Source organism: Aeromonas allosaccharophila, assembly GCF_016026615.1.
In the GTDB taxonomy this organism is placed as follows: Bacteria; Pseudomonadota; Gammaproteobacteria; order Enterobacterales; family Aeromonadaceae; genus Aeromonas; species Aeromonas allosaccharophila.
The window spans coordinates 4,437,921-4,458,016 of the sequence record NZ_CP065745.1 but is presented as its reverse complement, the minus strand read 5'-3'; the positions used below and the strand labels follow the sequence as shown (position 1 = coordinate 4,458,016).

Sequence of the window (20,096 nt, the reverse complement as noted above, 5' to 3'; positions counted from 1 at the left end):
TATTCCCCCCATGACACCCGATTCAGGATGCTTGCTGACAGAGGTTGTCGCTCCGGCGATAATAGGCGCCGGTTGGCCAATGGCCTGGTGATATGGACGAGAGAGACAAGATGAAAAAGATAATGGGGAGCGCATTGGCGCTGCTGCTGGTTGGTTGTGCGGGTGACAATAACGGTGGTGAGGAGTATCGCTACAACCCGCCGATTGCCAAGGCAACCAACAACACTCAGGAGATGGCGATCCCGGTGGATCTGGTGTGGGCTCGCGCCGAGAAGTGGTTCACCGATCACGGTCTCACCATCGAGAACAGCCAGCGTGGTTCCGGCTTGATGACCGCCAACGTCAACCAGTCAGCCGACGGGCTGGAGTGGCTGGACTGCGGCACCATGGGTTCCAAAGTTGCACTGGGCAACCCGAACCTGCAGATCAACCTGATCATCACCCAGAGCGGCAACAGCAGCGTGGCGACCGTCAACGTCAAGGGCAACACTGAGCTGTTCTTCGTTGAATCCTCAGGCGAGCGCGTACCGGCCCCGTCCATCAAACCGGTCTGCGTCTCCCGCGGCTCCCTGGAGCAGAGCCTGTTCGCCACCCTCGGCAACTGATTTCGCTTCCCTGCAAAGATAAAAAAAGCGGCAGATTGCTCTGCCGCTTTTTTATTGCCCTAAGTCGGGCTTACTTGTCGATATCGAGCATGTTGTTGGTCAACATGTAATCGATCACCTGGTTGGCCGTGGTACCTGAGCCGCCCGTCAGACTGTCGAAGGTATGGTTCATCAGCACAATCTCTTGAGTTGGCGAGGTAGCACTACTGTCTTCCATGATAAACAGATGCACCCCATCATTTTTCTCTAAAACGGAGAGCAAAGACTTCAGATCATTCTGGTTGTGAGAACCATCGTGATCAAGCAAATCACTCAGATCCAGCTTGTCACCTTCCAAATGGTTGGTGGTGCCTGACCCCTTGTTGAAGTCCATGATGTAATCCGTGGTCTGGGGGCCAGATACCGTATCCCCCTTGTTCCAGACAAAGGTATCTGCACCTTCATCACCACGCAGTACATCATTGCCAAGGCCACCTATCAGGATGTCATTGCCCAAGCCACCACGCAGGGCATCGTTGTGGCTGCCGCCATCGATGTAGTCGTCACCGGTACCGCCAAACAAGATATCCGAGCCTGATTGCCCGTAGATCTTGTCATTGCCGCTACCGCCATTGACCACATCCGCTTTGCTACTGCTCACATCAACGCTCAGCAGCAGACCGTCGCCATCGAGCATGGCATTGGCACCAGACAAACTGCCAGTCATGATGTGATGGGCCTTGAGCTGATCTAGCGTCAGTTGCAACGAATCGTCGGTACCAAATCCATCTGCCCCGGTTTTACCTGCATAGATCACATCATTGCCGTTGCCAGTTTCTACATGATCATTACCCGCACCGCTGTTGATCACCTGATCAACACTCATCTTGTTGTAGCTGGTGTCGGTACGTACATACTTAGTGTCGCCACTTGGGGTGGTGATCTCACCCCACAGATTGCCACCAAAGTGGACATCAATACGATCGGGGTTAACGGCTTTCTCACCATTACGCACCACAATAGTGTCGTTAAGGTCAGTACCATTTACTGTAATAAACGGATTATCGATGAGAGTGCCAATGCCACTCTGGTTGCCCACAATCACTTGCAGGGTCTCATTATCCTCAACCAAGCGATCGTTCACCGTGGGCACAGTAACCGTGAAGCTGGTCACCCCTGCCGGTACACTCACACTCTTGCCATCTGCGCTCAGCGTCACACCATTACTAAATCTCAGAGTTCCCCAATCATCCCTCGTCGCAGCATGAATCCCTGTGCCGGCAATGGAAAAGCTGTACTGGGTCACCACATTGGTCGCCCCGCTCAGGGTCACTACATGTTGCAGACTGGCACCTTCAAGCTCGCTGTCACTTGCTACATTGACCACGGTCGGTCGTACCAGCGGGTTGACAGCAAAGCTCCCTTGCGAGTCATCGTTATCGCGATCGTATGCCTTGAAGGTAAAGTCGATGTCACCATCGTCCGGACGCTGCATCTCGGCATACTGGAAGAACTCCCACTTGCCGGTAGCAGGAGTGAACTCCAACTTGAAGACCAATTTGCCATTCCCATCACGCCCCAGCAGGGTGTTGTTCCCACTCTCGCGGATAGTGATAGGGGAGCCTGTGGCCGTCAGCAGGCCGCGTTCAAAATCTTCCAGCTTGGTGTCCAGCACCATATAACCTTTACCATCCGCCCCCCATTGCGGTGCAACTGTCCCCGAACCATAGGCAATAGCCTGCGGGGTAGAGGAGCCAAGAAACTCGATAGACTTGACGGTAAAGTCGCTATTGTCTGAGGTATTGGTGTTGCCGTTGTTGGTGGCCTTGATCACCATGGTGTCAAAACCGCCCTGCTGCACCTGGAAGTTTTGGTTGTACTCTCCCCCCGCAGCATCCGATCTGAATGGTAGTGTGGAGACCAATACGTTGTCTCGGTAAAACTCTACCACTCCACTCTCCAGCTCTTTGCCAAACATCTGGCTGAACTTGATGTTGGCGCCATAGGCCACGGTCCCTGAATCAAGCTTGACGATCAGCTCTTCAGACGCAGACTTGCCATTCCCAAAGAGACGGAAATCAACTTCATTGGCGAGGTTGTGATAAGGGCTATCGCCACTGGCAACACCAAGCCCTGCCGTTGAAGCATTAACATCTGCAGCAATAAGAGTTGAATCTTTCGCCGACTTGAACCCTTTAGCTGTGATCTTAAACCCGTCCAGATCAAGCTCTCTCTGGTTTGCCGTTGCAGAGTGTTGGGTCAGATCAAACAGGCCAGTTAACACCTTGGGAATGTCTGTTTTGGCAACGGATACCGCATCAGCATTCCCGGCGAGCGGGGCGTCATCTTCGACAGTAATCGTCAAAGGCTTAGTCACAGACAGAGCCCCGTCAGAAACAGACACATTTATCTTGAGATCGATGGTGTCTTCCTGGGTGGTATCAGCGTGATCCAACGGCTGCTTCAGGGTCACTTCATAACCCCAGTCACCTTTGCTACTACCAACTGGCGCTGTCAGCTTAACCTCAAGAACAACGTTGTCCTTGCCACCGGCGTAACCAATCAACGTTTTGCTGCCAGCATCCCAACTCCACTCGACCTTAACACCACCAGAATAAACTGGTTTAACACCATTATCGGTTGGCCATCCCAGTGAAACAGTCAAGTTGTTGCTGTCAATATCACCGACGGTAATCAGTCCCTTGGCAACGACCTCATCAGTAGCATCTTTCTGGCCATCTTCACCCAGTTCATCTTTCAGCCCACCGAGGAGACCTTCTTCGGAGACGACGGCATCGTCGGGGATGTTCAGCGTCGGGGCGTCATTAACAGACTCAACCTTGATTGCTACAGTCGCAGGCGTCGGGTCTGCCAGACCGTCATTGTCCATAGCAACGCATTTGAAGCTAGTGTCACCGCTCCAGTTGGGTTCCGGTTTGAAGGTCAACTTGCCAGCATCCGCCAACGCAATGCTCTGATTCGCCACCACGGCCACACTCCCCAGGAACAGGGTGCCATGGGTCGGCAGACTCTGGATGGTAAAGCTCACCACAGTGCCGTCAATATCGCTGCCAGAGAGCGACGGAATAACAATGCTTGCGGCATCCTCTTGGCCTGTAGCCTGTTTATCCGCCGTATTGGGCGCTTCGTTAAGCACCGTAGCCGTATCGCTGCCCGGCAGGGAGACATTGCCCGCCTTGTCGGTCTGGATTGCACTCACACTCAGCGCCTTGCCGTTGGCCGGGGTAGTCTCGGTCCAGCTGATGATGCCGTTGCTGTAGCCGTACTGCTTGCCGCTCCCGTCGACCAGCTTGCCATCGACCAGCGTCAGTTCGATATCGCTGGTCGTGCTGCCGTTGGTGATGGTCAGGTTCACCTTGCCGCCATCCGCCAGATCGGCGGCGTTGACCTGCACGGTCACCTGGATGTTGTCGTTGCCAATCTCATCCTTGGTCAGCACACCATCATCCGGATTGCGGTCATCCACAATGGTCACCACCGGTGCACCGGCCGCCGTGGTGTCACCCACAGTCGCCTGGTCGCTGCCCTTGTCCGAAGTGTTGTTGGCCTTGTCGGTCTGGGTCGCGTCTACCTTCAACTGGGCACCGTCCGCCGGACGGGTTTCGGTCCAGCTGATGATGCCGTTGCTGTAGCCGTACTGCTTGCCGCTCCCGTCGACCAGCTTGCCATCGACCAGCGTCAGTTCGATATCGCTGGTCGTGCTGCCGTTGGTGATGGTCAGGTTCACCTTGCCGCCATCCGCCAGATCGGCGGCGTTGACCTGCACGGTCACCTGGATGTTGTCGTTGCCAATCTCATCCTTGGTCAGCACACCATCATCCGGATTGCGGTCATCCACAATGGTCACCACCGGTGCACCGGCCGCCGTGGTGTCACCCACAGTCGCCTGGTCGCTGCCCTTGTCCGAAGTGTTGTTGGCCTTGTCGGTCTGGGTCGCGTCTACCTTCAACTGGGCACCGTCCGCCGGACGGGTTTCGGTCCAGCTGATGATGCCGTTGCTGTAGCCGTACTGCTTGCCGCTCCCGTCGACCAGCTTGCCATCGACCAGCGTCAGTTCGATATCGCTGGTCGTGCTGCCGTTGGTGATGGTCAGGTTCACCTTGCCGCCATCCGCCAGATCGGCGGCGTTGACCTGCACGGTCACCTGGATGTTGTCGTTGCCAATCTCATCCTTGGTCAGCACACCATCATCCGGATTGCGGTCATCCACAATGGTCACCACCGGTGCACCGGCCGCCGTGGTGTCACCCACAGTCGCCTGGTCGCTGCCCTTGTCCGAAGTGTTGTTGGCCTTGTCGGTCTGGGTCGCGTCTACCTTCAACTGGGCACCGTCCGCCGGACGGGTTTCGGTCCAGCTGATGATGCCGTTGCTGTAGCCGTACTGCTTGCCGCTCCCGTCGACCAGCTTGCCATCGACCAGCGTCAGTTCGATATCGCTGGCCGTGCTGCCGTTGGTGATGGTCAGGTTCACCTTGCCGCCATCCGCCAGATCGGCGGCGTTGACCTGCACGGTCACCTGGATGTTGTCGTTGCCAATCTCATCCTTGGTCAGCACACCATCATCCGGATTGCGGTCATCCACAATGGTCACCACCGGTGCACCGGCCGCCGTGGTGTCACCCACAGTCGCCTGGTCGCTGCCCTTGTCCGAAGTGTTGTTGGCCTTGTCGGTCTGGGTCGCGTCTACCTTCAACTGGGCACCGTCCGCCGGACGGGTTTCGGTCCAGCTGATGATGCCGTTGCTGTAGCCGTACTGCTTGCCGCTCCCGTCGACCAGCTTGCCATCGACCAGCGTCAGTTCGATATCGCTGGTCGTGCTGCCGTTGGTGATGGTCAGGTTCACCTTGCCGCCATCCGCCAGATCGGCGGCGTTGACCTGCACGGTCACCTGGATGTTGTCGTTGCCAATCTCATCCTTGGTCAGCACACCATCATCCGGATTGCGGTCATCCACAATGGTCACCACCGGTGCACCGGCCGCCGTGGTGTCACCCACAGTCGCCTGGTCGCTGCCCTTGTCCGAAGTGTTGTTGGCCTTGTCGGTCTGGGTCGCGTCTACCTTCAACTGGGCACCGTCCGCCGGACGGGTTTCGGTCCAGCTGATGATGCCGTTGCTGTAGCCGTACTGCTTGCCGCTCCCGTCGACCAGCTTGCCATCGACCAGCGTCAGTTCGATATCGCTGGTCGTGCTGCCGTTGGTGATGGTCAGGTTCACCTTGCCGCCATCCGCCAGATCGGCGGCGTTGACCTGCACGGTCACCTGGATGTTGTCGTTGCCAATCTCATCCTTGGTCAGCACACCATCATCCGGATTGCGGTCATCCACAATGGTCACCACCGGTGCACCGGCCGCCGTGGTGTCACCCACAGTCGCCTGGTCGCTGCCCTTGTCCGAAGTGTTGTTGGCCTTGTCGGTCTGGGTCGCGTCTACCTTCAACTGGGCACCGTCCGCCGGACGGGTTTCGGTCCAGCTGATGATGCCGTTGCTGTAGCCGTACTGCTTGCCGCTCCCGTCGACCAGCTTGCCATCGACCAGCGTCAGTTCGATATCGCTGGCCGTGCTGCCGTTGGTGATGGTCAGGTTCACCTTGCCGCCATCCGCCAGATCGGCGGCGTTGACCTGCACGGTCACCTGGATGTTGTCGTTGCCAATCTCATCCTTGGTCAGCACACCATCATCCGGATTGCGGTCATCCACAATGGTCACCACCGGTGCACCGGCCGCCGTGGTGTCACCCACAGTCGCCTGGTCGCTGCCCTTGTCCGAAGTGTTGTTGGCCTTGTCGGTCTGGGTCGCGTCTACCTTCAACTGGGCACCGTCCGCCGGACGGGTTTCGGTCCAGCTGATGATGCCGTTGCTGTAGCCGTACTGCTTGCCGCTCCCGTCGACCAGCTTGCCATCGACCAGCGTCAGTTCGATATCGCTGGTCGTGCTGCCGTTGGTGATGGTCAGGTTCACCTTGCCGCCATCCGCCAGATCGGCGGCGTTGACCTGCACGGTCACCTGGATGTTGTCGTTGCCAATCTCATCCTTGGTCAGCACACCATCATCCGGATTGCGGTCATCCACAATGGTCACCACCGGTGCACCGGCCGCCGTGGTGTCACCCACAGTCGCCTGGTCGCTGCCCTTGTCCGAAGTGTTGTTGGCCTTGTCGGTCTGGGTCGCGTCTACCTTCAACTGGGCACCGTCCGCCGGACGGGTTTCGGTCCAGCTGATGATGCCGTTGCTGTAGCCGTACTGCTTGCCGCTCCCGTCGACCAGCTTGCCATCGACCAGCGTCAGTTCGATATCGCTGGTCGTGCTGCCGTTGGTGATGGTCAGGTTCACCTTGCCGCCATCCGCCAGATCGGCGGCGTTGACCTGCACGGTCACCTGGATGTTGTCGTTGCCAATCTCATCCTTGGTCAGCACACCATCATCCGGATTGCGGTCATCCACAATGGTCACCACCGGTGCACCGGCCGCCGTGGTGTCACCCACAGTCGCCTGGTCGCTGCCCTTGTCCGAAGTGTTGTTGGCCTTGTCGGTCTGGGTCGCGTCTACCTTCAACTGGGCACCGTCCGCCGGACGGGTTTCGGTCCAGCTGATGATGCCGTTGCTGTAGCCGTACTGCTTGCCGCTCCCGTCGACCAGCTTGCCATCGACCAGCGTCAGTTCGATATCGCTGGCCGTGCTGCCGTTGGTGATGGTCAGGTTCACCTTGCCGCCATCCGCCAGATCGGCGGCGTTGACCTGCACGGTCACCTGGATGTTGTCGTTGCCAATCTCATCCTTGGTCAGCACACCATCATCCGGATTGCGGTCATCCACAATGGTCACCACCGGTGCACCGGCCGCCGTGGTGTCACCCACAGTCGCCTGGTCGCTGCCCTTGTCCGAAGTGTTGTTGGCCTTGTCGGTCTGGGTCGCGTCTACCTTCAACTGGGCACCGTCCGCCGGACGGGTTTCGGTCCAGCTGATGATGCCGTTGCTGTAGCCGTACTGCTTGCCGCTCCCGTCGACCAGCTTGCCATCGACCAGCGTCAGTTCGATATCGCTGGCCGTGCTGCCGTTGGTGATGGTCAGGTTCACCTTGCCGCCATCCGCCAGATCGGCGGCGTTGACCTGCACGGTCACCTGGATGTTGTCGTTGCCAATCTCATCCTTGGTCAGCACACCATCATCCGGATTGCGGTCATCCACAATGGTCACCACCGGTGCACCGGCCGCCGTGGTGTCACCCACAGTCGCCTGGTCGCTGCCCTTGTCCGAAGTGTTGTTGGCCTTGTCGGTCTGGGTCGCGTCTACCTTCAACTGGGCACCGTCCGCCGGACGGGTTTCGGTCCAGCTGATGATGCCGTTGCTGTAGCCGTACTGCTTGCCGCTCCCGTCGACCAGCTTGCCATCGACCAGCGTCAGTTCGATATCGCTGGCCGTGCTGCCGTTGGTGATGGTCAGGTTCACCTTGCCGCCATCCGCCAGATCGGCGGCGTTGACCTGCACGGTCACCTGGATGTTGTCGTTGCCAATCTCATCCTTGGTCAGCACACCATCATCCGGATTGCGGTCATCCACAATGGTCACCACCGGTGCACCGGCCGCCGTGGTGTCACCCACAGTCGCCTGGTCGCTGCCCTTGTCCGAAGTGTTGTTGGCCTTGTCGGTCTGGGTCGCGTCTACCTTCAACTGGGCACCGTCCGCCGGACGGGTTTCGGTCCAGCTGATGATGCCGTTGCTGTAGCCGTACTGCTTGCCGCTCCCGTCGACCAGCTTGCCATCGACCAGCGTCAGTTCGATATCGCTGGCCGTGCTGCCGTTGGTGATGGTCAGGTTCACCTTGCCGCCATCCGCCAGATCGGCTGCGTTGACCTGCACGGTCACCTGGATGTTGTCGTTGCCAATCTCATCCTTGGTCAGCACACCATCATCCGGATTGCGGTCATCCACAATGGTCACCACCGGTGCACCGGCCGCCGTGGTGTCACCCACAGTCGCCTGGTCGCTGCCCTTGTCCGAAGTGTTGTTGGCCTTGTCGGTCTGGGTCGCGTCTACCTTCAACTGGGCACCGTCCGCCGGACGGGTTTCGGTCCAGCTGATGATGCCGTTGCTGTAGCCGTACTGCTTGCCGCTCCCGTCGACCAGCTTGCCATCGACCAGCGTCAGTTCGATATCGCTGGCCGTGCTGCCGTTGGTGATGGTCAGGTTCACCTTGCCGCCATCCGCCAGATCGGCGGCGTTGACCTGCACGGTCACCTGGATGTTGTCGTTGCCAATCTCATCCTTGGTCAGCACACCATCATCCGGATTGCGGTCATCCACAATGGTCACCACCGGTGCACCGGCCGCCGTGGTGTCACCCACAGTCGCCTGGTCGCTGCCCTTGTCCGAAGTGTTGTTGGCCTTGTCGGTCTGGGTCGCGTCTACCTTCAACTGGGCACCGTCCGCCGGACGGGTTTCGGTCCAGCTGATGATGCCGTTGCTGTAGCCGTACTGCTTGCCGCTCCCGTCGACCAGCTTGCCATCGACCAGCGTCAGTTCGATATCGCTGGTCGTGCTGCCGTTGGTGATGGTCAGGTTCACCTTGCCGCCATCCGCCAGATCGGCGGCGTTGACCTGCACGGTCACCTGGATGTTGTCGTTGCCAATCTCATCCTTGGTCAGCACACCATCATCCGGATTGCGGTCATCCACAATGGTCACCACCGGTGCACCGGCCGCCGTGGTGTCACCCACAGTCGCCTGGTCGCTGCCCTTGTCCGAAGTGTTGTTGGCCTTGTCGGTCTGGGTCGCGTCTACCTTCAACTGGGCACCGTCCGCCGGACGGGTTTCGGTCCAGCTGATGATGCCGTTGCTGTAGCCGTACTGCTTGCCGCTCCCGTCGACCAGCTTGCCATCGACCAGCGTCAGTTCGATATCGCTGGCCGTGCTGCCGTTGGTGATGGTCAGGTTCACCTTGCCGCCATCCGCCAGATCGGCGGCGTTGACCTGCACGGTCACCTGGATGTTGTCGTTGCCAATCTCATCCTTGGTCAGCACACCATCATCCGGATTGCGGTCATCCACAATGGTCACCACCGGTGCACCGGCCGCCGTGGTGTCACCCACAGTCGCCTGGTCGCTGCCCTTGTCCGAAGTGTTGTTGGCCTTGTCGGTCTGGGTCGCGTCTACCTTCAACTGGGCACCGTCCGCCGGACGGGTTTCGGTCCAGCTGATGATGCCGTTGCTGTAGCCGTACTGCTTGCCGCTCCCGTCGACCAGCTTGCCATCGACCAGCGTCAGTTCGATATCGCTGGTCGTGCTGCCGTTGGTGATGGTCAGGTTCACCTTGCCGCTATCCGCCAGATCGGCGGCGTTGACCTGCACGGTCACCTGGATGTTGTCGTTGCCAATCTCATCCTTGGTCAGCACACCATCATCCGGATTGCGGTCATCCACAATGGTCACCACCGGTGCACCGGCCGCCGTGGTGTCACCCACAGTCGCCTGGTCGCTGCCCTTGTCCGAAGTGTTGTTGGCCTTGTCGGTCTGGGTCGCGTCTACCTTCAACTGGGCACCGTCCGCCGGACGGGTTTCGGTCCAGCTGATGATGCCGTTGCTGTAGCCGTACTGCTTGCCGCTCCCGTCGACCAGCTTGCCATCGACCAGCGTCAGTTCGATATCGCTGGTCGTGCTGCCGTTGGTGATGGTCAGGTTCACCTTGCCGCCATCCGCCAGATCGGCGGCGTTGACCTGCACGGTCACCTGGATGTTGTCGTTGCCAATCTCATCCTTGGTCAGCACACCATCATCCGGATTGCGGTCATCCACAATGGTCACCACCGGTGCACCGGCCGCCGTGGTGTCACCCACAGTCGCCTGGTCGCTGCCCTTGTCCGAAGTGTTGTTGGCCTTGTCGGTCTGGGTCGCGTCTACCTTCAACTGGGCACCGTCCGCCGGACGGGTTTCGGTCCAGCTGATGATGCCGTTGCTGTAGCCGTACTGCTTGCCGCTCCCGTCGACCAGCTTGCCATCGACCAGCGTCAGTTCGATATCGCTGGTCGTGCTGCCGTTGGTGATGGTCAGGTTCACCTTGCCGCCATCCGCCAGATCGGCGGCGTTGACCTGCACGGTCACCTGGATGTTGTCGTTGCCAATCTCATCCTTGGTCAGCACACCATCATCCGGATTGCGGTCATCCACAATGGTCACCACCGGTGCACCGGCCGCCGTGGTGTCACCCACAGTCGCCTGGTCGCTGCCCTTGTCCGAAGTGTTGTTGGCCTTGTCGGTCTGGGTCGCGTCTACCTTCAACTGGGCACCGTCCGCCGGACGGGTTTCGGTCCAGCTGATGATGCCGTTGCTGTAGCCGTACTGCTTGCCGCTCCCGTCGACCAGCTTGCCATCGACCAGCGTCAGTTCGATATCGCTGGCCGTGCTGCCGTTGGTGATGGTCAGGTTCACCTTGCCGCCATCCGCCAGATCGGCGGCGTTGACCTGCACGGTCACCTGGATGTTGTCGTTGCCAATCTCATCCTTGGTCAGCACACCATCATCCGGATTGCGGTCATCCACAATGGTCACCACCGGTGCACCGGCCGCCGTGGTGTCACCCACAGTCGCCTGGTCGCTGCCCTTGTCCGAAGTGTTGTTGGCCTTGTCGGTCTGGGTCGCGTCTACCTTCAACTGGGCACCGTCCGCCGGACGGGTTTCGGTCCAGCTGATGATGCCGTTGCTGTAGCCGTACTGCTTGCCGCTCCCGTCGACCAGCTTGCCATCGACCAGCGTCAGTTCGATATCGCTGGTCGTGCTGCCGTTGGTGATGGTCAGGTTCACCTTGCCGCCATCCGCCAGATCGGCGGCGTTGACCTGCACGGTCACCTGGATGTTGTCGTTGCCAATCTCATCCTTGGTCAGCACACCATCATCCGGATTGCGGTCATCCACAATGGTCACCACCGGTGCACCGGCCGCCGTGGTGTCACCCACAGTCGCCTGGTCGCTGCCCTTGTCCGAAGTGTTGTTGGCCTTGTCGGTCTGGGTCGCGTCTACCTTCAACTGGGCACCGTCCGCCGGACGGGTTTCGGTCCAGCTGATGATGCCGTTGCTGTAGCCGTACTGCTTGCCGCTCCCGTCGACCAGCTTGCCATCGACCAGCGTCAGTTCGATATCGCTGGCCGTGCTGCCGTTGGTGATGGTCAGGTTCACCTTGCCGCCATCCGCCAGATCGGCGGCGTTGACCTGCACGGTCACCTGGATGTTGTCGTTGCCAATCTCATCCTTGGTCAGCACACCATCATCCGGATTGCGGTCATCCACAATGGTCACCACCGGTGCACCGGCCGCCGTGGTGTCACCCACAGTCGCCTGGTCGCTGCCCTTGTCCGAAGTGTTGTTGGCCTTGTCGGTCTGGGTCGCGTCTACCTTCAACTGGGCACCGTCCGCCGGACGGGTTTCGGTCCAGCTGATGATGCCGTTGCTGTAGCCGTACTGCTTGCCGCTCCCGTCGACCAGCTTGCCATCGACCAGCGTCAGTTCGATATCGCTGGTCGTGCTGCCGTTGGTGATGGTCAGGTTCACCTTGCCGCTATCCGCCAGATCGGCGGCGTTGACCTGCACGGTCACCTGGATGTTGTCGTTGCCAATCTCATCCTTGGTCAGCACACCATCATCCGGATTGCGGTCATCCACAATGGTCACCACCGGTGCACCGGCCGCCGTGGTGTCACCCACAGTCGCCTGGTCGCTGCCCTTGTCCGAAGTGTTGTTGGCCTTGTCGGTCTGGGTCGCGTCTACCTTCAACTGGGCACCGTCCGCCGGACGGGTTTCGGTCCAGCTGATGATGCCGTTGCTGTAGCCGTACTGCTTGCCGCTCCCGTCGACCAGCTTGCCATCGACCAGCGTCAGTTCGATATCGCTGGTCGTGCTGCCGTTGGTGATGGTCAGGTTCACCTTGCCGCCATCCGCCAGATCGGCGGCGTTGACCTGCACGGTCACCTGGATGTTGTCGTTGCCAATCTCATCCTTGGTCAGCACACCATCATCCGGATTGCGGTCATCCACAATGGTCACCACCGGTGCACCGGCCGCCGTGGTGTCACCCACAGTCGCCTGGTCGCTGCCCTTGTCCGAAGTGTTGTTGGCCTTGTCGGTCTGGGTCGCGTCTACCTTCAACTGGGCACCGTCCGCCGGACGGGTTTCGGTCCAGCTGATGATGCCGTTGCTGTAGCCGTACTGCTTGCCGCTCCCGTCGACCAGCTTGCCATCGACCAGCGTCAGTTCGATATCGCTGGTCGTGCTGCCGTTGGTGATGGTCAGGTTCACCTTGCCGCCATCCGCCAGATCGGCGGCGTTGACCTGCACGGTCACCTGGATGTTGTCGTTGCCAATCTCATCCTTGGTCAGCACACCATCATCCGGATTGCGGTCATCCACAATGGTCACCACCGGTGCACCGGCCGCCGTGGTGTCACCCACAGTCGCCTGGTCGCTGCCCTTGTCCGAAGTGTTGTTGGCCTTGTCGGTCTGGGTCGCGTCTACCTTCAACTGGGCACCGTCCGCCGGACGGGTTTCGGTCCAGCTGATGATGCCGTTGCTGTAGCCGTACTGCTTGCCGCTCCCGTCGACCAGCTTGCCATCGACCAGCGTCAGTTCGATATCGCTGGCCGTGCTGCCGTTGGTGATGGTCAGGTTCACCTTGCCGCCATCCGCCAGATCGGCGGCGTTGACCTGCACGGTCACCTGGATGTTGTCGTTGCCAATCTCATCCTTGGTCAGCACACCATCATCCGGATTGCGGTCATCCACAATGGTCACCACCGGTGCACCGGCCGCCGTGGTGTCACCCACAGTCGCCTGGTCGCTGCCCTTGTCCGAAGTGTTGTTGGCCTTGTCGGTCTGGGTCGCGTCTACCTTCAACTGGGCACCGTCCGCCGGACGGGTTTCGGTCCAGCTGATGATGCCGTTGCTGTAGCCGTACTGCTTGCCGCTCCCGTCGACCAGCTTGCCATCGACCAGCGTCAGTTCGATATCGCTGGTCGTGCTGCCGTTGGTGATGGTCAGGTTCACCTTGCCGCCATCCGCCAGATCGGCGGCGTTGACCTGCACGGTCACCTGGATGTTGTCGTTGCCAATCTCATCCTTGGTCAGCACACCATCATCCGGATTGCGGTCATCCACAATGGTCACCACCGGTGCACCGGCCGCCGTGGTGTCACCCACAGTCGCCTGGTCGCTGCCCTTGTCCGAAGTGTTGTTGGCCTTGTCGGTCTGGGTCGCGTCTACCTTCAACTGGGCACCGTCCGCCGGACGGGTTTCGGTCCAGCTGATGATGCCGTTGCTGTAGCCGTACTGCTTGCCGCTCCCGTCGACCAGCTTGCCATCGACCAGCGTCAGTTCGATATCGCTGGCCGTGCTGCCGTTGGTGATGGTCAGGTTCACCTTGCCGCCATCCGCCAGATCGGCGGCGTTGACCTGCACGGTCACCTGGATGTTGTCGTTGCCAATCTCATCCTTGGTCAGCACACCATCATCTGGATTGCGGTCATCCACAATGGTCACCACCGGTGCACCGGCCGCCGTGGTGTCACCCACAGTCGCCTGGTCGCTGCCCTTGTCCGAAGTGTTGTTGGCCTTGTCGGTCTGGGTCGCGTCTACCTTCAACTGGGCACCGTCCGCCGGACGGGTTTCGGTCCAGCTGATGATGCCGTTGCTGTAGCCGTACTGCTTGCCGCTCCCGTCGACCAGCTTGCCATCGACCAGCGTCAGTTCGATATCGCTGGTCGTGCTGCCGTTGGTGATGGTCAGGTTCACCTTGCCGCCATCCGCCAGATCGGCGGCGTTGACCTGCACGGTCACCTGGATGTTGTCGTTGCCAATCTCATCCTTGGTCAGCACACCATCATCCGGATTGCGGTCATCCACAATGGTCACCACCGGTGCACCGGCCGCCGTGGTGTCACCCACAGTCGCCTGGTCGCTGCCCTTGTCCGAAGTGTTGTTGGCCTTGTCGGTCTGGGTCGCGTCTACCTTCAACTGGGCACCGTCCGCCGGACGGGTTTCGGTCCAGCTGATGATGCCGTTGCTGTAGCCGTACTGCTTGCCGCTCCCGTCGACCAGCTTGCCATCGACCAGCGTCAGTTCGATATCGCTGGCCGTGCTGCCGTTGGTGATGGTCAGGTTCACCTTGCCGCCATCCGCCAGATCGGCGGCGTTGACCTGCACGGTCACCTGGATGTTGTCGTTGCCAATCTCATCCTTGGTCAGCACACCATCATCCGGATTGCGGTCATCCACAATGGTCACCACCGGTGCACCGGCCGCCGTGGTGTCACCCACAGTCGCCTGGTCGCTGCCCTTGTCCGAAGTGTTGTTGGCCTTGTCGGTCTGGGTCGCGTCTACCTTCAACTGGGCACCGTCCGCCGGACGGGTTTCGGTCCAGCTGATGATGCCGTTGCTGTAGCCGTACTGCTTGCCGCTCCCGTCGACCAGCTTGCCATCGACCAGCGTCAGTTCGATATCGCTGGTCGTGCTGCCGTTGGTGATGGTCAGGTTCACCTTGCCGCCATCCGCCAGATCGGCGGCGTTGACCTGCACGGTCACCTGGATGTTGTCGTTGCCAATCTCATCCTTGGTCAGCACACCATCATCCGGATTGCGGTCATCCACAATGGTCACCACCGGTGCACCGGCCGCCGTGGTGTCACCCACAGTCGCCTGGTCGCTGCCCTTGTCCGAAGTGTTGTTGGCCTTGTCGGTCTGGGTCGCGTCTACCTTCAACTGGGCACCGTCCGCCGGACGGGTTTCGGTCCAGCTGATGATGCCGTTGCTGTAGCCGTACTGCTTGCCGCTCCCGTCGACCAGCTTGCCATCGACCAGCGTCAGTTCGATATCGCTGGTCGTGCTGCCGTTGGTGATGGTCAGGTTCACCTTGCCGCCATCCGCCAGATCGGCGGCGTTGACCTGCACGGTCACCTGGATGTTGTCGTTGCCAATCTCATCCTTGGTCAGCACACCATCATCCGGATTGCGGTCATCCACAATGGTCACCACCGGTGCACCGGCCGCCGTGGTGTCACCCACAGTCGCCTGGTCGCTGCCCTTGTCCGAAGTGTTGTTGGCCTTGTCGGTCTGGGTCGCGTCTACCTTCAACTGGGCACCGTCCGCCGGACGGGTTTCGGTCCAGCTGATGATGCCGTTGCTGTAGCCGTACTGCTTGCCGCTCCCGTCGACCAGCTTGCCATCGACCAGCGTCAGTTCGATATCGCTGGCCGTGCTGCCGTTGGTGATGGTCAGGTTCACCTTGCCGCCATCCGCCAGATCGGCGGCGTTGACCTGCACGGTCACCTGGATGTTGTCGTTGCCAATCTCATCCTTGGTCAGCACACCATCATCCGGATTGCGGTCATCCACAATGGTCACCACCGGTGCACCGGCCGCCGTGGTGTCACCCACAGTCGCCTGGTCGCTGCCCTTGTCCGAAGTGTTGTTGGCCTTGTCGGTCTGGGTCGCGTCTACCTTCAACTGGGCACCGTCCGCCGGACGGGTTTCGGTCCAGCTGATGATGCCGTTGCTGTAGCCGTACTGCTTGCCGCTCCCGTCGACCAGCTTGCCATCGACCAGCGTCAGTTCGATATCGCTGGTCGTGCTGCCGTTGGTGATGGTCAGGTTCACCTTGCCGCCATCCGCCAGATCGGCGGCGTTGACCTGCACGGTCACCTGGATGTTGTCGTTGCCAATCTCATCCTTGGTCAGCACACCATCATCCGGATTGCGGTCATCCACAATGGTCACCACCGGTGCACCGGCCGCCGTGGTGTCACCCACAGTCGCCTGGTCGCTGCCCTTGTCCGAAGTGTTGTTGGCCTTGTCGGTCTGGGTCGCGTCTACCTTCAACTGGGCACCGTCCGCCGGACGGGTTTCGGTCCAGCTGATGATGCCGTTGCTGTAGCCGTACTGCTTGCCGCTCCCGTCGACCAGCTTGCCATCGACCAGCGTCAGTTCGATATCGCTGGCCGTGCTGCCGTTGGTGATGGTCAGGTTCACCTTGCCGCCATCCGCCAGATCGGCGGCGTTGACCTGCACGGTCACCTGGATGTTGTCGTTGCCAATCTCATCCTTGGTCAGCACACCATCATCCGGATTGCGGTCATCCACAATGGTCACCACCGGTGCACCGGCCGCCGTGGTGTCACCCACAGTCGCCTGGTCGCTGCCCTTGTCCGAAGTGTTGTTGGCCTTGTCGGTCTGGGTCGCGTCTACCTTCAACTGGGCACCGTCCGCCGGACGGGTTTCGGTCCAGCTGATGATGCCGTTGCTGTAGCCGTACTGCTTGCCGCTCCCGTCGACCAGCTTGCCATCGACCAGCGTCAGTTCGATATCGCTGGCCGTGCTGCCGTTGGTGATGGTCAGGTTCACCTTGCCGCCATCCGCCAGATCGGCGGCGTTGACCTGCACGGTCACCTGGATGTTGTCGTTGCCAATCTCATCCTTGGTCAGCACACCATCATCCGGATTGCGGTCATCCACAATGGTCACCACCGGTGCACCGGCCGCCGTGGTGTCACCCACAGTCGCCTGGTCGCTGCCCTTGTCCGAAGTGTTGTTGGCCTTGTCGGTCTGGGTCGCGTCTACCTTCAACTGGGCACCGTCCGCCGGACGGGTTTCGGTCCAGCTGATGATGCCGTTGCTGTAGCCGTACTGCTTGCCGCTCCCGTCGACCAGCTTGCCATCGACCAGCGTCAGTTCGATATCGCTGGTCGTGCTGCCGTTGGTGATGGTCAGGTTCACCTTGCCGCCATCCGCCAGATCGGCGGCGTTGACCTGCACGGTCACCTGGATGTTGTCGTTGCCAATCTCATCCTTGGTCAGCACACCATCATCCGGATTGCGGTCATCCACAATGGTCACCACCGGTGCACCGGCCGCCGTGGTGTCACCCACAGTCGCCTGGTCGCTGCCCTTGTCCGAAGTGTTGTTGGCCTTGTCGGTCTGGGTCGCGTCTACCTTCAACTGGGCACCGTCCGCCGGACGGGTTTCGGTCCAGCTGATGATGCCGTTGCTGTAGCCGTACTGCTTGCCGCTCCCGTCGACCAGCTTGCCATCGACCAGCGTCAGTTCGATATCGCTGGTCGTGCTGCCGTTGGTGATGGTCAGGTTCACCTTGCCGCCATCCGCCAGATCGGCGGCGTTGACCTGCACGGTCACCTGGATGTTGTCGTTGCCAATCTCATCCTTGGTCAGCACACCATCATCCGGATTGCGGTCATCCACAATGGTCACCACCGGTGCACCGGCCGCCGTGGTGTCACCCACAGTCGCCTGGTCGCTGCCCTTGTCCGAAGTGTTGTTGGCCTTGTCGGTCTGGGTCGCGTCTACCTTCAACTGGGCACCGTCCGCCGGACGGGTTTCGGTCCAGCTGATGATGCCGTTGCTGTAGCCGTACTGCTTGCCGCTCCCGTCGACCAGCTTGCCATCGACCAGCGTCAGTTCGATATCGCTGGCCGTGCTGCCGTTGGTGATGGTCAGGTTCACCTTGCCGCCATCCGCCAGATCGGCGGCGTTGACCTGCACGGTCACCTGGATGTTGTCGTTGCCAATCTCATCCTTGGTCAGCACACCATCATCCGGATTGCGGTCATCCACAATGGTCACCACCGGTGCACCGGCCGCCGTGGTGTCACCCACAGTCGCCTGGTCGCTGCCCTTGTCCGAAGTGTTGTTGGCCTTGTCGGTCTGGGTCGCGTCTACCTTCAACTGGGCACCGTCCGCCGGACGGGTTTCGGTCCAGCTGATGATGCCGTTGCTGTAGCCGTACTGCTTGCCGCTCCCGTCGACCAGCTTGCCATCGACCAGCGTCAGTTCGATATCGCTGGTCGTGCTGCCGTTGGTGATGGTCAGGTTCACCTTGCCGCCATCCGCCAGATCGGCGGCGTTGACCTGCACGGTCACCTGGATGTTGTCGTTGCCAATCTCATCCTTGGTCAGCACACCATCATCCGGATTGCGGTCATCCACAATGGTCACCACCGGCGCGCCAGTCGCAGTCACATCAACGCTGCCGTCGTCCGTCGCCTTGCCGGTGTTGCCCGCCTTGTCAGTCACACTGGCATCCGCTTTATAGCCACCTTCCGCCAGCGGGGTAGTGACATCTACGCGATAGTTGCCATCCTTGTCGACGGTCGTCGTCAGCGTCTGTTCGCCCCCCTTGGCATCGGTCACCAAGATGGTGACGGTGCTGCCTTCTGCCGCATCCGTCTTGCCGCTGATGGTCGGGGTAGTGTCATTGGTATTGTCCGGTGCATCCACCGTGATCTCCGGCGCCACGGTGTCGACGCTGCCGTCGTCGGTCGCGGTGCCGGTGTTGCCGGCCGGTTCGGTCACTGTGGCGGTGACGGAATAAGAGCCTTCCGCCAACGGGGTGGTGACATCCACGCTGTAGCTGCCACCCGGTTGCACCGTGGCGGTCAAGGTTTGCTGGTTGCCATTGGCATCGGTCACCACCAGCGTGACCGTGCTGCCTAGGACCGCATTGGTAGTACCAGTGATGGTCGGGGTGGTGTCATTGGTATTGTCAGGCGCATCAACGGTGATCGCTGGAGCGGTTACATCCACACTCCCTGAATCCGTCGCACTTCCAGAATTACCCGCAGGATCGGTCACTGTGGCTGTAACGGTATAAGAACCCTCGGCCAAGGGGGTAACCACATCCACAGTGAAAGTGCCAGCGGGTGTGACGATAGCGGTCAGGGTTTGTTTATTACCGTTTGCATCGGTGACCAGCAGGGTCACGGTGCTGCCAACGGGAGCATCTGTGGTTCCGGTCAGGGTTGGTGTGGTGTCATTGGTGTTATCTGGCGCAACCACGGAAATGGTGGGCGGAGTCAGGTCGAATACTTCATCTTCGCCAGCAACACCCAGCGGTGGCTCGCCATTGGCGTTGTAGGTGGTATCGAAAGTGGCTTCGGCAATGGTTGCATCACCGGTACGATCGATGGTGACAAAACCGCCGTTACCACTGGAGCCGGCGACACCACCGATACCGCCACCGCCAGCAGCAGGTGCGCCGCCTGCTGCGGAGGCTTCAAAGGCCTGGGTCGGGTCAGCGCCACCCAAGATCGCCTGTTGCAGGGCATTGATATCATCAGGAGTACCTGCAGCGCCGTTTTGCGCCAACTGGGGGGCATCCCCCTCTTCGGCAGGCTCACTCTGCTCGCTGGCCGGTTGCACATTGAACGACTGTCCGCCGCCCATGAAACTGGCGCCATCCGGCGACATGATCACAGCCCCTTTCGGCAGCACATCCCCTTCAGCCAACAGCTTCCGGCTGCCATCTGCGGCAACCAGATAAATTTGTCCTTTGAGTTGGGTTACGGTTACGCCCTGTTCCAAGGTAACGGCATTGGTGATCATGTTCTCTCCTGAATCCTGATTTGAATGCAATAAGCCACAGCCTACTTTGCAGACTGAGGGGAAAAATAACCAGCTCGAAAATTCGAAAGGATAGACCGATTTGAGGCTGAACTGTTCAGCCA

Annotated in this window: 2 protein-coding genes; one reads left to right on the top strand and one right to left on the bottom strand. The window is 60.1% G+C overall.

Features of this window, described 5'->3' with window-relative positions; translation table 11 throughout:
* Positions 1 to 110 precede the first annotated feature (110 nt).
* Positions 111 to 605, top strand: coding sequence for a hypothetical protein (locus I6G90_RS20445; protein WP_042060865.1), 495 nt, complete (start codon positions 111 to 113; stop codon positions 603 to 605).
* Between the two features lie 70 nt (positions 606 to 675).
* Here I6G90_RS20445 and I6G90_RS20440 read toward each other — a convergent pair whose 3' ends face one another.
* Positions 676 to 19,974: a type I secretion C-terminal target domain-containing protein gene (locus tag I6G90_RS20440; RefSeq protein WP_197928985.1), complete on the bottom strand. Its 19,299-nt coding sequence runs from the start codon at positions 19,972 to 19,974 to the stop codon at positions 676 to 678.
* Between the last annotated feature and the right edge of the window lie 122 nt (positions 19,975 to 20,096).

What these genes read in the sequence shown, in the direction of transcription:
- I6G90_RS20445 (WP_042060865.1), top strand. Translation starts at nt 111, where the DNA reads ATGAAAAAGATAATGGGGAGCGCATTGGCGCTGCTGCTGGTTGGTTGT.
- I6G90_RS20440 (WP_197928985.1), bottom strand. Translation starts at nt 19,974, where the DNA reads ATGATCACCAATGCCGTTACCTTGGAACAGGGCGTAACCGTAACCCAA.